Below are 14,961 nucleotides of genomic sequence, written 5' to 3' on the forward strand. Positions count from 1 at the left end.
CAAGTGATGGTTCCGAACCTCGTTGCGCACACCTTGCATTGCAGATTTCTGCGCACCAAAAACAAGGTGCATCGTCCGCGAGAGCGGCGATTGTTTGATGCTCAACCGATCAGCATAACTGACCAGATGAAGTTGCTTGGTAACGATGACAGCCATGAAGGAACAGAAAGGGCAAAGCTCCATCCTTACTCCTTCATAGGTCCACAGTTGCTATCTGCTTGCCACAGACTTTTGATCGCCCGGTTGCCAACCTCCGCCTAGTGCCTTGAAGGCTGCGACCGCTGCGCGCGCCGATTCCGTTTGCGCCTGCACGCGCGCGTCCGACGCGCGCAGCAGATTGTCGTCGGCCTGCAGGACTTCGATCAGGCTGACCACACCTTTCTGATACGCTGCAAACGAGGCGGCTCGCGCGCGGCCCAGCGAGTTCACGCCCTGCGCGAGAACGGCAGCCTGCTCCTCGCGCTTCACGAGTGCCGAGAAAGAATTCTCGACGTCCTCCGTTGCGTGCAATGCGGCAAGCCGGTACGCGGCCAGCATCTCGGCGTCCTGCCCCTTGGCCTCATTGATCTGGGCATTGATGCGGCCGAAGTCGAACAGACGCCAGCGCAGTCCCAGCACGCCAGCGGCCTGACTGGCGCCGCTACTGAACAGGTTGCCGCTGGCCACTGAGGTGGCGCTCCCGATCAGTCCACTGAGTGACAGCTTGGGGTAATACTCGGCAACTGCCACGCCAATACGCGCGCTGGACGCAGCAAGGCGACGCTCGGCCACGATCAGATCGGGCCGGCGCCTGAGTAACTCGCCTGGCGATCCGGTGCCTGCGATTTGCGGGGCGGCCGGGATATCGCCGCCCTCGAGGAGTTCCGCCCGATGCGTGCCGGGCTGTGCACCCAGCATCACGTCCAGCGCGTTCATCGCCGCGTCAAGGCCGGTCTCCAGAACCGGGATGGATGCCTGCACCTGGGCCAGCGCACCTTCGGCCTGGCTCACCTGAAGATCGGCCGCCAGCCCCTTGCCGTACAAAAGGTTGATGGTCGAGAGCAGATCCTGCTGCGTCTGCAACTGTTTGCGCGCCACCTGCAGACGAGCCTGCAATCCGCGAACGGTGATGTAGATGTCGGCAGTCTGTGCTGCCACAGCCAGGCGCGTGGCCACTTCTCCGGCCTCTGACGCCTGATAGTCGGCAAGTGCTGCTTCCCGTCCGCGACGCAGGCCACCAAACACATCCAGTTCCCAGCTCGCGCTGAAATTCGCCTCGTAGTCGTTACCGTAGCGATCGAACCCGGGCGTTGAATTCAGGACACGTCCCAGCGGCGTTTCCACCGACTGATAGACCCGGGCCGCCTGGCCGCTGACATTGCCAGAAGGCAGCAGCGCGGCATTCGCTGCCCCAAGTCCCGCGCGCGCCTGCGAGACGCGCGCCGCAGCCTGCGCGAGGTCCAGGTTCTGCTCCAGCGCGAGCGTGACGAATCGTGTCAGTTGCGGATCGCCGAAACCCGTCCACCACATGACCAGGTCGGCGCTCGCCGCCGCCTGCCGGTGATCGACCGCGGCCTGCCCCTGGAACTGGTCCGGCATGGGGATATCGGGGCGGACATAGTCGGGCCCTACAGCGCAGCCCGCCGAGAGGCTGGCGACGACGACCGCGGCAAGGAGGTGTTTGGGTAGCATGAGCATCTTTGAGAGTTTCCGGTTGTGACTATAATACCAAATAGTCACAGGTTGTCCATTGCTGTATGCTATGCCCATGAAAAACACCACCACTGCCCCCGCCCCCGTGCGCGGCCCCGCTGATCACGAGATACGGGACCAGATCGTTGCCGCAGCCACCGAGCACTTCAGCCGGTATGGCTACGCGAAAACGACGGTGTCCGACCTTGCCAAGGCGATCGGGTTTTCCAAGGCCTACATCTACAAGTTCTTTGAATCCAAGCAGGCCATTGGCGAGATGATCTGCGTCAACTGCCTGCACGAAATCGAAAGCGAGGTCAGGACAGCCGTCGCAGAGACCGACCTGCCGCCGGAGAAGCTGCGACGGATGTTCAGGGTCTTTACCGAATCCAGCCTCCGGCTGTTTTTCCAGGACCGCAAGCTGTACGACATCGCAGCCTCAGCCGCCACGGAAAACTGGCAGGCGGTGCAGGCTTATGAAGCACGTGTCCAGACGCTGCTCCAGGAAGTCCTGCAGGCAGGCAGGCAAAGCGGCGACTTCGAGCGCAAGACGCCGCTGGATGAAACCGCGATGGCGATCTATCTGGTGCTGCGCCCCTACCTCAACCCGCTTCTACTCCAGTACAACCGCGACACCACCGACGTCGCGCCTGCGCAGCTGTCCAGCCTGGTGCTCCGAAGTCTGTCGCCCTGACACGAATCCTTTTGTGACGCTTGACTGAAATAGTCACTAGAACCATAATGGAAGCCATCATTACTTCATCGATGGGACTTTCATGTTCTCGCGTCGCCTTGCCACCTCCGCACTCGCCTGTGCGCTGCCGCTTGCGCTAGCGGCCTGCGGCGAAAAAGCGCCGTCCGATCCACGCACCGAGGTGCCGCTGGTGCGCACGGCCATCGTTCAGCGCGCCGCCCCCGCGTCCCGCTCTTTTACGGGAGCTGTCGCGGCACGCGTGCAGAGCGACCTGGGTTTCCGTGTTTCCGGCAAGGTGCTGGAACGGCTTGTGGATGCCGGCCAGACAGTCAAACGCGGTCAGTTGCTGATGCGCCTCGACCCCATGGATCTCAAACTTGCGGCGCAGGCCCGGCAGGAGGCGGTCACCGCTGCGCGGGCGCGAGCGCACCAGACCGCGCAGGATGAGGAGCGGTATCGCGATCTGCGCGGCACGGGTGCCATTTCAGCTTCGGCCTACGACCAGGCCAAGGCGGCCGCCGATGCAGCCAGCGCGCAGCTCAGCGCGGCCGAGGCTGACGCCGACGTGGCGCGCAATGCGACCGGCTACGCCGATCTGGTGGCGGACGGCGATGGCGTCGTGATGGAAACATTGGCCGAACCGGGCCAGGTCGTCAGCGCCGGACAGCCCGTGGTGCGCCTGGCACACGCAGGACGCCGCGAGGCTGTGATCCAGCTACCGGAAACCCTGCGCCCAGTTATCGGCTCGATCGCCCAGGCCACCCTGTTCGGCAACAGCGGCGGCGTACCAGCCACCCTACGCCAGCTCTCGGATACCGCGGATCCGCGTACCCGCACCTTCGAAGCGCGTTATGTGCTGCAGGGTGCGCTGGCCGACGCGCCGCTCGGCGCAACCGTCACGATCGAGATACCGGACGCACGCGCGGCGCTCCAGGACGGCATGCAGGTGCCGATCGGCGCGGTGCTCGACGCAGGCAAAGGGGCCGGCGTGTGGGTTGTCAACGGTGAGCCGGCCAAGGCTATGTGGCGGCCGGTGACGGTCCTTCACCTCGACGACGACAGCGCTCGCGTGAGAGGTACGTTGAAGGAAGGCGACCGCGTCGTTGCGCTCGGTGCCCAGTTGCTGCGCGAAGGTGAACCGGTCCGGGTGTCCGGCCTGGCCATCACGGTCGCAAACGAAGGAGCACGTCCGTGAGTGAAGGCCGGTTCAATCTGTCGGCGCTCGCCGTGCGCGAGCGCTCCATCACCCTGTTTCTGATCTGCCTGATCTCGCTGGCCGGGCTCCTGTCGTTCTTCAAGCTGGGGCGCGCCGAAGACCCGGCGTTCACAATCAAGGTGATGACCATCGTCACCGTATGGCCGGGGGCCACCGCGCAGGAGATGCACGATCAGGTCGCCGAAAAAATCGAAAAGCGCATGCAGGAGCTGCGCTGGTACGACCGGACCGAGACATACACCCGGCCAGGCCTGGCCTTCACGACGCTGACGTTGCTCGACAGCACGCCGCCGTCGGAAGTGCAGGAGGAGTTCTACCAGGCCCGGAAAAAAATCGGCGACGAAACGGCCAACCTACCGGCTGGCGTGATTGGGCCGATGGTCAACGACGAGTATGCTGACGTCACGTTTGCGCTCTTTGCGCTGAAAGCCAGGGGCGAACCGCAACGCCTGCTCGTGCGCGATGCCGAGTCGCTGCGCCAGCGGTTGTTGCACGTGCCGGGCGTGAAGAAGGTCAACATCATCGGCGAGCAGGCCGAGCGCATCTACGTCCAGTTCTCGCATGACCGGCTGGCAACGCTCGGCGTCAGCCCTCAGGACGTGTTCGCCGCGCTCAATGGCCAGAACGTCCTGACGCCAGCCGGCTCCGTGGAGACCAAGGGTCCGGAAGTGTTCATTCGCCTGGACGGCGCCTTTGACAACCTGCAAAAGATCCGCGACACGCCGGTCGTCGTGCAGGGCCGCACGCTGAAGCTGTCGGACATTGCCACCGTCGAGCGCGGTTATGAAGATCCGGCGACATTCATGATCCGCAACAACGGCGAGCCGGCGCTGCTGCTGGGCATCGTGATGCGCGACGGCTGGAACGGGCTCGACCTCGGCAAGGCGCTGGACAGCGAGGTCGGCGCAATCAATGCCGGGCTGCCGCTGGGCATGAGCCTGACCAAGGTCACCGATCAGGCCGTCAACATTCATTCGGCGGTCGACGAGTTCATGCTCAAGTTTTTCGTCGCCCTGCTGGTAGTCATGCTTGTGAGCTTTGTGAGCATGGGCTGGCGCGCAGGCCTGGTGGTCGCCGCCGCCGTGCCGTTGACGCTGGCCATCGTGTTCGTGGTGATGGCCGCGACCGGCAAGAACTTCGACCGCATCACCCTGGGATCCCTGATCCTGGCGCTGGGCCTGCTGGTGGACGACGCGATCATCGCCATTGAGATGATGGTGGTGAAAATGGAGGAAGGCTACAGCCGTGTGGCCGCCTCTGCCTATGCCTGGAGCCATACTGCCGCACCCATGCTCTCGGGTACGCTGGTGACGGCGGTCGGCTTCATGCCCAACGGCTTCGCAAGGTCCACCGCCGGCGAATACACCAGCAACATGTTCTGGATCGTTGGCATTGCCCTGATCGCATCGTGGGTCGTTGCCGTGGTCTTCACGCCCTACCTCGGCGTGAAGATGCTGCCCGACTTCAAGATGGTCGAAGGCGGGCACGACGCGATCTATGACACGCCGCGCTACAACCGCTTCCGCCAGTTGCTCACGCGCGTCATCGCGCGTAAATGGCTGGTCGCCGGTTCGGTCGTTGGCCTCTTTGCCCTGGCCATCCTCGGCATGGGCGTGGTCAAGAAGCAGTTCTTCCCCATCTCCGACCGTCCCGAAGTGCTGATCGAGGTGCAGATGCCGTATGGCACGTCGATTTCACAGACCAGCGCCGCCACGCAAAAGGTGGAGGCATGGTTGGCTAAACAGAAGGAAGCCAGCATCGTCACCGCGTACGTCGGGCAAGGTGCGCCGCGCTTTTTCCTGGCGATGGGACCGGAACTGCCTGATCCGTCGTTCGCGAAGATCGTGATCCGCACGGACAGTCAGGAGGAACGCGATGCACTGAAGGCGCGACTGCGGCGAGCCATCGCCGACGGTCTCGTGCCCGAAGCGCGCGTGCGCGTCACGCAACTCGTGTTCGGGCCGTATTCGCCATTCCCCGTCGCCTATCGCGTCATCGGTCCGGACCCGGACAAGTTGCGTGGCATCGCGGCCGAAGTTCAGCAGGTGATGCAGGCCAGTCCGATGATGCGCACGGTCAACACCGACTGGGGCACGCGCTCGCCCACGCTGCACTTCACGTTGCAGCAGGATCGCTTGCAGGCGGTGGGACTGACGTCCAGCGCCGTCGCGCAACAGCTGCAATTCCTGCTCACGGGCGTGCCTGTCACCGCCGTGCGTGAGGATATCCGAACCGTGCAGGTTGTTGCGCGTTCGGCCGGCGACGCGCGTCTCGACCCGGCCCGGCTCGGCGACTTCACGCTGGCCGGCGCCAATGGGCAGCGCATTCCGCTGTCACAGGTGGGCAAGGTCGATGTGCGCATGGAGGAACCGATCACGCGCTGGCGCGACCGTGTGCCCACGATCACGGTACGCGGCGACATTGCCGACAATCTGCAGCCACCGGATGTATCAACAGCAATCACCAAGGAGCTCCAGCCGATCATCGCCAAGCTGCCCAATGGCTATCGCATCGAGCAGGCGGGCTCCATCGAGGAGTCGGCCAAGGCGACGACCGCCATGTTGCCGCTGTTCCCGATCATGCTGGCGATCACGCTGATCATCATCATTCTCCAGGTTCGCTCGATATCGGCGATGGTGATGGTGTTCCTGACGAGTCCACTCGGCCTGATTGGCGTGGTGCCGACATTGATCCTGTTCCGGCAGCCGTTCGGCATCAACGCGCTGGTCGGCCTCATTGCGCTCTCGGGCATCCTGATGCGCAACACGCTGATCCTGATCGGGCAGATTCACCAGAATGAACATGCCGGGCTGGATCCGTTCCATGCTGTCGTGGAAGCCACTGTGCAGCGTGCCCGCCCGGTGGTCCTGACGGCCATGGCGGCGATTCTCGCCTTCATCCCGCTGACGCATTCGGTGTTCTGGGGAACCCTCGCCTACACGCTGATCGGCGGCACGCTCGCCGGGACGATTCTCACGCTGGTGTTCCTGCCTGCCATGTACGCGATCTGGTTCAGGATCCGCCCCGGCAGCGCTGCGGGTTCGCACCAGAGCCGGGCTCACCAGTCATCGCGTTCCGAATCGATGACGCAGGATGCGCTCGACGCGCGTTGAAACACAATCAATTCACCAAACGGAGCTGTTCATGTCGAATTCGACGATTGTTGTTGTGACCGGCGTGTCATCGGGTATCGGGCGCGCCACCGCCGAGAAGTTTGCGAGGCGAGGTTGCCGCGTGTTTGGCACAGTGCGCAGCATCGCAAAAGCGGTGCCTATCTCCTCAGTGCAGCTTGTCGAGATGGATGTTCGCGACGATGCTTCGGTCCGGGCTGGAATCCAGTCTGTCATCGAACGCACCGGGCGAATCAACGTACTCGTCAACAACGCGGGAACCAGCCTGATCGGTGCCGTGGAGGAAACGTCGACTGCCGAGGCCCTGTCGCTGTTCGATACCAACGTCTTCAGCATTCTGCGCACGACGCAGGCAGTACTTCCTCATATGCGGGCACAACGCGGCGGAAGGATCATCAACGTCAGTTCGGTGCTTGGGTTCTTGCCCGCCCCCTACATGGGACTCTACTCCGCGTCCAAGCATGCTGTCGAAGGGCTGACCGAGACCCTGGATCATGAGGTGCGCCAGTTCGGTATCCGGGTAACGTTGGTCGAACCATCCTTTACCAGGACCAATCTGGACATCAACGCCCCTCTGGCAAGCTCGAAAATCGCCGACTATGATCGCGAGCGGATCCTTGCATCGAGCGCAGTCGTCAACAGTGTCAAAGGCGCCCCAGCGCCCGACGGCGTAGCGAAGACAATAGTTGAAGCGGCGCTTGGCACCTGGCGTATGCGTCGCACGCCGGCCGGTGAAGCGTCCCTGTTGCGCAAATTGCGGCGCTTCATGCCCTCCGGCCCCGTCGATGCAAGCTTGAGGAAAACATTCGGGCTCGCATGAAGTCCTCTTTCCCGCCGCAACGTGGTCCGGGCATCACGTTCGCGGGCCCGCCTGGCACCGACGGGTGATTGGTTTCAGGCGTCCATGGTCATGACAGCTCCGGCGCCTCGCAACGACCTGCCCGCGGCAGCACGGAACTCTTTGAAACCGAGCTAGTACGCATCCGGAACCGCAGATATGGAAAGTCAGCATTGCGAGTCGTCGATACCCGCAATCGAAGAGATCTCCGCTCTCGCGCTCAACCACTTTTTCGCCCAGCGTGCAATGCGCGCTTTCTGGGCGCATTTCGACGAAGCACTGCGGCATACGGACGTTAACGCATCCCAGTTTTGCATGCTCGCGTTGCTACATCTACGCGAACCACTCGTTTTCGGCGACATGGCAACAGAACTGGAAATGGACCGATCGAATCTGTCGGCCAATCTGGCACCATTGTTTCGCCGCATGCTCATCTCCACGATCTCTCACGAAGGAGATCGACGGAAACGACAGCTCATCCTGACGACCGAAGGCCGAAAAGCTGTGGCTTCGGCGATGGTCCCCTGGATGCGTGCCTATCAGGATACCTTTGCGTTTGTGAGACTCATTGATCTCGACTCAATGCGCGATCTTTTTCACGTGATTCGGGATATGAAAAGGCTCGACGATCCGAACGTTGCCAGCGGCGCTCATGCTCGTCCGGAAACTCGAATACTGCTAAACAATGACTAGCCCGGTGAGCCACAAGACGGTCCGACAGCCTGGGATCATCGTGACATGACATACATCGGTCGCGTTGATCCAGTTCGGAGCACGGGGTATCGGCGTGACTCGCGCGAGCAACGTACAAGCTTTTGACCACACCATTGGATCAAGACAATATTAAAAAGGACGCCCACGTGGAGGAGATGCCAGCGCGGGCGCCAAACTCGCAGCGATAGGTCAGAACAGTTTCAGGCGCATGTTCGATGATCCTCAGGCTGCCAAGCTCCCTGACGCGATGGATGCAACACGCCAGCGTTACAACTACATCAAGCGCATCGACGGCGTACGTCTCGGCGGCGGATAGACACACCACGAACCGCGACCGTGTCGAAAGAAGGTAACAGCGATTGTTTCGGTTGGCCTTGCGATCTCAACCCTAACCACTCGCCAAGGCATATTGCGCGATCTCGGTGGCCGTGTCAGTTTCAATATCTCCCCGGCTCCGATCCACTCGTCTACCAGAACGCGCAGAGAGTTCCCGCTGAGCATCATTCCTTCCTCGATTGATCGTTCATCGGCCGCTTGCATGACGCGGCAGCGGAATGAATTTCTAACGAGACAGCCGATTCCGCGTGGCAGATCCCAAAGCGCGCGATCAGGTTACAGTCTCCGCGGGCGGTGCTCGGCTGTCTTACTGGTCCAGAAGATTGATTGGCGAGTGCGAATCCATCCAGTCGTAGTGACTATGCATCGTCGTCCACGCCCAGTTGTGTACTGGGCGACTCGAGATTCCTCCAGTCTCTCGGCCTGTAATGCTCTCTGTCTCCGCGAAATCTTGGTTTTTACCGCAGCTTTGTCGCGTTTCCTTTTCTTTGCTGTTCATCGTCGCCTCGTTCCAAGATTGGTTTTGCATCGTTTTTGAACTGCCTGTTCATTCAGAAAGCACCAGCCTCGCCCTCGTACAGCGCTTGCATGGCATCAGATCTGCGTTACTCCATCTACCGCTGGATTCGCCGCTATCGCGCCTCTATTGCTCGATATACCGACATGGGTAGGGAACTCCGTGCTAACGAACAACCTCCACACGACTTCCACATTCGCATTCAACGCGCTCTTGCGACGCCGCAAGAGCACAGTTGTGATGGAAACGTCAGGAACGAGCGGACGTGCGACGAGAGAAGCCGGCAGCACGTCGGGATAGGACGAAACGGGCAGCACACCAACGCCGATCCCCAGCTCGATCATGCGCAGTGCGACAGTGAGGTGGCCGCATTCATTAGCGCGAGTTGCATCGATCCGGTGTTCGCCGAACACTCGCTCCATCACATTGCGCATGCCCGCTTCCGCATTGAGTGTGACGAGTCGCGAGGCCGTGTTCGTGTTACGCAGCGCTTCCCAGTGCAGCGCCGCGCCGGAAGCGAGCGGATGCGTGTGCGGCAGCACCGCGCACAGCGGCGTCGACATGAGCGGATGCATGTGGAAAGCATCCGTCTCGCCGCCGAAGTTCGTGTCAGACAGCACGCCAAAGTCCACTTCGCCTTGTTCAACGGCCGTGAGTACAGCGTGTTGAGGCTGCTCCTTTGCGACTATCGTCAGGTTGGGAAAATGCGCGGCGCCGCGCGCGAGCCGTTCAGGCAACCACCCTGACGACGTTATCGGATCGCACGCGATCACGACGGTTCCCGTGCGTCGGTTGTGCGCAGCGCGCTCCTCGCGGAAAGTCAGTTCGATTTCCTCGATGAGCCGGCCGACGCGCTGCTCAAGCCGGGCACCAGCAGCCGTCAGCTCGACCTGACGCGTCGTCCGGTAGAACAGGCGCAAATCGATCGTGTCCTCAAGCTCACGTATGCATCGGCTCACAGCCGACTGCGTGAGATCGAACTCACGTGCTGCACGGGTGAAGCTACGTTGACGCGCGACAGCGGCGAACACCTTCAGTTGCTGCAACGATATGTTCATATATTCGCGTCGCCATGTTGAAGTCACGAGGTTTCATTTTCCCGTCCCGCTCAGGTCGTCCGCTCGGAGCCCGGAATCATTGCCTGTTTTGGAAGGTCCACCATTACTGAGTTCGCTCCGGCGACATACTGACGCTTGCCCTGTTGCGGGTAGTCGCAAACGTCATGCTCCAGCCTCTGACCCGCGACGATAAGCTCAAGCGGAATATGTCCGGTGTTGAACAAGGTGTGGGCCGCGCCTTCTCGCGCGAAGCCCATGAAGTCCCCTGGACCGATCTCGTATGCCCGCTCGTTGATGATCGCCTCACCGGTACCCGAAAGGACGTAGATGCATTCTTCCTCATAGAGATGCCGGTGATATTCAGTGGATTCACATCCTGGCAGAAGCGTTACAAGGTGGAAGCCGAACTGGGTGATGCCGGTCACTTCGCTCAGCGGCCTTTTAAGCCGTATTGCTCTGTCGTTCAACAGATGGACAGAGCGCTGCGGCTCCATTGCACCGATATGAACCGCTTTCAGCAACTCGCGCGGGAATTCGACCATGTTTTGTCCTCCGCATGTCTCGCGTGTCTCGTTGGCGTCGGCGTTGCCCAGTGGTCCGGAACCTTTGGGAACCACATGGGGCTGTGTCGCTATCAACGCAAGGACCGTCGTCGGGAAAAGACTCCCTTCGCCGGAGTTCAGTTCACGTCCGTCGGTAAGTGCTCCCACACGACTTTGCCCACTGCCGCCGCCGTAGCCGCCGAAAGGGTCCACCCAAGATGACCGTGACCCGTGTTATAAAACACCCGTGGTGCTCTTCCCTTCATTACGCGGGGCATCATGTTAGGCATCATCGGTCGGAGTCCCGACCACGGGACGACACGTGAAGTATTGACCGTGAAATTTTGGTTGACCCAACGAATGAGAGGATCAATGCGGTCCATTCGGATGTCGCGATTGCATCCGTTGAATTCCGCCGTGCCAGCGATCCGAAGTCGCTCGGCACCGAGACGGCTTGTGACGATTTTTGCGCTCTCGTCAAGGAGGCTGACCCATGGGGCCTGCGATACACTGTTCTCGTCCTCGAGGTGAACAGTGATCGAATAGCCTTTTACCGGATAGACGTTCAAACGATCGCCGAGCAAACTCGCGATTCTCCGACTCCCTACGCCGGCACAGACAACGACTGCATCGCCTGCAACGTCTTCGAGACTCTGCCGCGCTGGCACTTCCTGATCCGTTTTGTCGCTCGAAAGCAGAAATCTGACACCGCGTTGCAGGCACTCGACACTCTCCACCGTTACGCCTTGCCGAAATCGTACGCCGCGCCTCTCGCAGGCAGATGCCAGTCCTCGGGTGAATCGATGAATATCACCCGTCGAGTCAGATGGAGTGAAATATCCCCCGTAGTATTGGCCTCGCAGCGTCGGTTCGATCTGTTTGACTTCTGCCGGGGTCACGGCAAAGCGCTCAAGACCGCCCGACACCAAAAGTTCATTCGTTCTAGTAGCCGCGTCATACGATTTTCTGTCGTGGTAAAAGTGCAGAATGCCGCGCCTTTGAAGGTCGAAATCGATCTGCTCGCGTTCGGCGATCGCGAAAAGATGGTTCCGCGCCTCTATCGCCAGCCTTACCGTCTCGATCGTGTTGTCGCGGTAGTGCGCGATATTCGAGATGAACTCGCCAATCCATGAGTATTTGTGCCATGACGGTTTTGGATTGAAAAGGACGGGGGCGTCTTGCTTGAGCATCCATCGGAGCCCCTTCAGGATCGTTCCCGTACTGTTCCAGACTTCGGCATTGCACGCCGAAAGTTGACCGCCGTTGGCGAACGATGTCTCCATCGCAGGATAGCGGTGCCGGTCAATGACAGTCACCTGGTACCCGAGCTCGGAGAGCGTGTATGCAGTCGTAACGCCGGTGATGCCGGCGCCAATAATAATGACGTGGGGCATGGTTCAATCCGTGAAAAGATAGATGTCGCCGGTCTTTCGGCGCATACCCCATCTGTCACGGTACCTGAGAGCTTAGGCGCAAGAACTCGCCGTCCCCTTCGGTGGGCATACATGCATGCCTCTCTCCAGAGTTTTGAACGCGCTACAGTCCTTTTGCCTGAGAGTTTCCGGGGCGGTTGCTCCGTCGGCGCCGCAGCCCTTGTGACTGCGGTCTCTCCTGCAGCGCGTTTGCTGCAAACTTGACGCTTACTTCAATATCGGCACAAGGCGGCGAGCGACTGCCGCCTGCCCTATCTAACTCGTTACTGCAAAAGCCACTGCGTGAAGCGCAACTTCAGTGCGTCCTGATTTTCGGCCCAGAAATCTGCACCTGCCTGAATCGAATCCTTGATATTGGCCGGGTAGGTGGGCATGTGCGGCGCAACGCTTTCCGTAGTGCCGGGATAGTTACCAACGAGCACGATTGCCGAGCGTCGCGTCGGCCCATTCGATGTCAGGGTCGACAGAGCTGCTTGACGCTCAGGGTTGCTCGCAAATTTCACGAACTCAAGAGCTTCTTGCGTATGTGGTGCGCCTTTTGGAATCATAAAGAAATCGGTTGACCAGACATCACTGTCCCACATGATCCGGAACGGTGCTCCTTCCATTCGAGCGACGAAAATCCGGCCCGCGTAAGCAGACGTCATAACGACTTCATGCGACGCGAGCAATTGTGGCGGCTGGGCACCAGCTTCCCACCACACGATATCTTTCTTGATCGTATCCAGCTTCCGAAAAGCGCGGTCGACGCCAGCTGGGGTCGATAGCACAGTGTAGACGTCCTTTCGCGGAACTCCGTCAGCGACCAGTGCCCACTCCAAGGTCGCAACCGGTGATTTTTGCAGCCCACGCTTGCCCGGAAAGTTCTTGGTATCAAAGAAATCCTTGATGGTCTTTGGCTGCTTGGGCGCATTCGCATCGTAGGCAATAGCACGCGCCCATGAGATTGACCCGAGGCTGCATTTGGACGTTGTCCCCGGTACGAAATCGGACACACCCGCAGTGCCATCTGCACTAGCCGGGAGCGTCGACGCGTTGAATCTCGTCAGCAATCCGTCTTCGCAGGCGCGGCGCTCGTCGAAAATATCCGAGACGACTACATCCCAGACCACCTTCCCTGCCTGTTGTTGCGCGCGAATTTCACTCAGGCCACCGTTATATTCAATGATTTTGACGGCGATCCCCGTCGCCTTGGTAAAGGGGTCAAACAGAGCTTTTTTCTGCGCTTCCGTGTAGCTGCCACCCCAGGATGCAACGGTCATTTCCTTGCCGCCCTGAGCCATCGAAGACATTGAGATCAGCAAGGCGGCACTCGCGATCACCATCCTTCTCACTACGTTCATTGCATCACCTTTTCCCATGAAGAAACTGCATCAAGTCAATACGAACGTTGCACCGGTGGCACCTGCGTAGCCTCGCCGTACCCAAAGTATCGGAAAACGGAATTTCATTATCAATAATGGAATTTACCTAGGCCACACACGCACGACTCAGGCTGGCAGCAGTCTAGCGCGCCGTTTTTCGGAAAAATAAAAACGCTTCGTTCCGATATGCGAAATCTTGTGGCTGGCGCCGCGATCAGAAGTCAGCTGCCCGATCAGGGCGGCCGGCGCTCAGACAGCAGTTGCGGACGAGCCGGGGCGCGGCAGCCGCCGACTCGTGTGGGGGAATAACAGAAGGGAACGCGACGACGATCGTCGTCGGAATTGGGGCAGTATCATGCAGACACGATCCTTCGATCAGCCCCGCAGATCACGGAGCGCGCGAAGGCCGGCGCTCAAGCATCGACTTCACTTTCAACATCGCTGACGGCATGCAGACCGGTCGATTGCAATGTCGTGCGCAACTCGCCCGCGGCCTCTTTCAGGCTTTGCACGACGGCCTCCGTATCAAAGCTCATTAACAGTCTTTCCTTGAGGGCGACGATGCCAACGCCGTACAGCGCGCCCGCGGACCCGATCAGCACTGGGCAGCAAATCGAATAGACGCCTGGATCGAACTCATCGTCGCTAATCGCGTAGCCCTGCTCTCGGACATCCGCCAGCTTCGCTCTAAGTTTCTCGGGGTCAACGATCGTGTTCGGGCGATATTTCTCCAGCGGCCCCTGCAGCTGCTGGTCTATCACCGCTTCGGACTGAAACGCAAGCAGCGCTTTTGCGGAGGCGGTGGCGTTTAGCGGAAAAACATTGCCCGGATAGATGAGGTTCCGGCTCGGGGACGATGGCAGCACCGTGACAGCAAGCTGAATGGAGTCCTGAACCAGCCTCACCAGATACGCCACTTGACCAAACCTGTCGGCAATCCTTTGCAGGGTGGGCTCGGCCAGTGCCTGAAGCGTCTCGAGGCTCAGCGAACTTTGGAATATGCGGATAAGTCGGGGCCCGATCCGGTATCGCGACCTCCCACGCTGCCCAACGAGAAACCCGGCATCGAGCATGTTGTTCACGAGCCGATGCGCCGAAGGCATCGGCATCTCAGTCTGCGACGAAATTTCGACCAAGGTGAGGCCCTGGTCTGACCGGTTGATCGCCTCGAGAATCATTGCAACCCTTTCCAGCCTTGGAATTCTGTCGCTTTTCTCGATATCGGAATTGGAATCGGACATTTTGGTCTACGCCTGCGGATACACGAATTTCGTAATCATACGTCGAAAAACGCAATGTCAAGCCTCTCGCCGCTCTTGCTGTGTGCAGCAGTCGATCGTCGGTAGCCATGAACGCGTCTCTTCGCCCGCCCTCGGGAGTGGTCGGCCACAGATTATCTTGCAACGCAGGCTCTGTACCTGTTTCTGGAAACCGGGGCACACCACAG

The 14,961-nt window shown here is 60.2% G+C and carries 11 protein-coding genes and 1 riboswitch; of the genes, 5 read left to right on the forward strand and 6 right to left on the reverse strand.

What is annotated here, in order from left to right; genetic code table 11:
• Positions 1-210: 210 nt before the first annotated feature.
• Positions 211-1,671, reverse strand: coding sequence for an efflux transporter outer membrane subunit (locus BN2476_RS09775; RefSeq protein WP_087733979.1), 1,461 nt, complete (start codon positions 1,669-1,671; stop codon positions 211-213).
• Positions 1,672-1,747: 76 nt separating this feature from the next.
• Between BN2476_RS09775 and BN2476_RS09780 the strand changes: the two genes are divergently transcribed.
• From BN2476_RS09780 to BN2476_RS09800, 5 genes are all read left to right on the forward strand, one after another.
• Positions 1,748-2,365: a TetR/AcrR family transcriptional regulator gene (locus BN2476_RS09780; RefSeq protein WP_087733980.1), complete on the forward strand. Its 618-nt coding sequence runs from the start codon at positions 1,748-1,750 to the stop codon at positions 2,363-2,365.
• Between the two features lie 82 nt (positions 2,366-2,447).
• Entirely contained in the window at positions 2,448-3,560 is a 1,113-nt protein-coding gene (locus BN2476_RS09785) for an efflux RND transporter periplasmic adaptor subunit (protein WP_087733930.1), read from the forward strand.
• Positions 3,557-6,694 (forward strand): efflux RND transporter permease subunit, encoded by a 3,138-nt coding sequence (locus BN2476_RS09790; RefSeq protein WP_087733931.1) that lies wholly within the window; start codon positions 3,557-3,559, stop codon positions 6,692-6,694. Before BN2476_RS09785 ends, BN2476_RS09790 begins: the two co-directional genes overlap by 4 nt.
• A 31-nt stretch (positions 6,695-6,725) precedes the next feature.
• On the forward strand, positions 6,726-7,532 hold the full coding sequence (locus BN2476_RS09795; protein ID WP_087733981.1) for an oxidoreductase: 807 nt from the start codon (positions 6,726-6,728) through the stop codon (positions 7,530-7,532).
• Between the two features lie 177 nt (positions 7,533-7,709).
• A complete protein-coding gene (locus tag BN2476_RS09800) occupies positions 7,710-8,243 on the forward strand; it encodes a MarR family winged helix-turn-helix transcriptional regulator (RefSeq protein WP_087733932.1) in 534 nt (177 codons plus the stop codon).
• 951 nt (positions 8,244-9,194) lie between these two features.
• On the opposite strand, the gene BN2476_RS09805 is transcribed toward BN2476_RS09800, so the two are convergent.
• The 5 genes from BN2476_RS09805 to BN2476_RS09825 form a co-directional block, all read right to left on the reverse strand.
• Complete coding sequence (locus BN2476_RS09805) at positions 9,195-10,175, reverse strand: LysR family transcriptional regulator (RefSeq protein WP_087733933.1); 981 nt, start codon at positions 10,173-10,175, stop codon at positions 9,195-9,197.
• A gap of 50 nt (positions 10,176-10,225) precedes the next feature.
• A complete protein-coding gene (locus tag BN2476_RS09810; RefSeq protein ID WP_087733934.1) occupies positions 10,226-10,717 on the reverse strand; it encodes a cupin domain-containing protein in 492 nt (163 codons plus the stop codon).
• Positions 10,718-10,854: 137 nt separating this feature from the next.
• Positions 10,855-12,111, reverse strand: a complete 1,257-nt coding sequence (locus tag BN2476_RS09815) for a D-amino acid dehydrogenase (RefSeq protein WP_087733935.1) — start codon at positions 12,109-12,111, stop codon at positions 10,855-10,857.
• 135 nt (positions 12,112-12,246) lie between these two features.
• Positions 12,247-12,341, reverse strand: a riboswitch (glycine riboswitch).
• Between the two features lie 72 nt (positions 12,342-12,413).
• Positions 12,414-13,511: a polyamine ABC transporter substrate-binding protein gene (locus tag BN2476_RS09820; RefSeq protein ID WP_087733936.1), complete on the reverse strand. Its 1,098-nt coding sequence runs from the start codon at positions 13,509-13,511 to the stop codon at positions 12,414-12,416.
• A gap of 416 nt (positions 13,512-13,927) precedes the next feature.
• On the reverse strand, positions 13,928-14,755 hold the full coding sequence (locus BN2476_RS09825; RefSeq protein ID WP_087733937.1) for an IclR family transcriptional regulator: 828 nt from the start codon (positions 14,753-14,755) through the stop codon (positions 13,928-13,930).
• Positions 14,756-14,961: the final 206 nt, after the last annotated feature.

Source organism: Paraburkholderia piptadeniae (assembly GCF_900007165.1).
Lineage (GTDB): Bacteria > Pseudomonadota > Gammaproteobacteria > Burkholderiales > Burkholderiaceae > Paraburkholderia > Paraburkholderia piptadeniae.

Bases quoted from the DNA above. Each gene is read 5' to 3' on its own strand.
- BN2476_RS09775 (WP_087733979.1), bottom strand. From the start codon at position 1,671: ATGCTACCCAAACACCTCCTTGCCGCGGTCGTCGTCGCCAGCCTCTCG.
- BN2476_RS09780 (WP_087733980.1), top strand. From the start codon at position 1,748: ATGAAAAACACCACCACTGCCCCCGCCCCCGTGCGCGGCCCCGCTGAT.
- BN2476_RS09785 (WP_087733930.1), top strand. From the start codon at position 2,448: ATGTTCTCGCGTCGCCTTGCCACCTCCGCACTCGCCTGTGCGCTGCCG.
- BN2476_RS09795 (WP_087733981.1), top strand. From the start codon at position 6,726: ATGTCGAATTCGACGATTGTTGTTGTGACCGGCGTGTCATCGGGTATC.
- BN2476_RS09800 (WP_087733932.1), top strand. From the start codon at position 7,710: ATGGAAAGTCAGCATTGCGAGTCGTCGATACCCGCAATCGAAGAGATC.
- BN2476_RS09805 (WP_087733933.1), bottom strand. From the start codon at position 10,175: ATGAACATATCGTTGCAGCAACTGAAGGTGTTCGCCGCTGTCGCGCGT.
- BN2476_RS09810 (WP_087733934.1), bottom strand. From the start codon at position 10,717: ATGGTCGAATTCCCGCGCGAGTTGCTGAAAGCGGTTCATATCGGTGCA.
- BN2476_RS09815 (WP_087733935.1), bottom strand. From the start codon at position 12,111: ATGCCCCACGTCATTATTATTGGCGCCGGCATCACCGGCGTTACGACT.
- BN2476_RS09820 (WP_087733936.1), bottom strand. From the start codon at position 13,511: ATGGGAAAAGGTGATGCAATGAACGTAGTGAGAAGGATGGTGATCGCG.
- BN2476_RS09825 (WP_087733937.1), bottom strand. From the start codon at position 14,755: ATGTCCGATTCCAATTCCGATATCGAGAAAAGCGACAGAATTCCAAGG.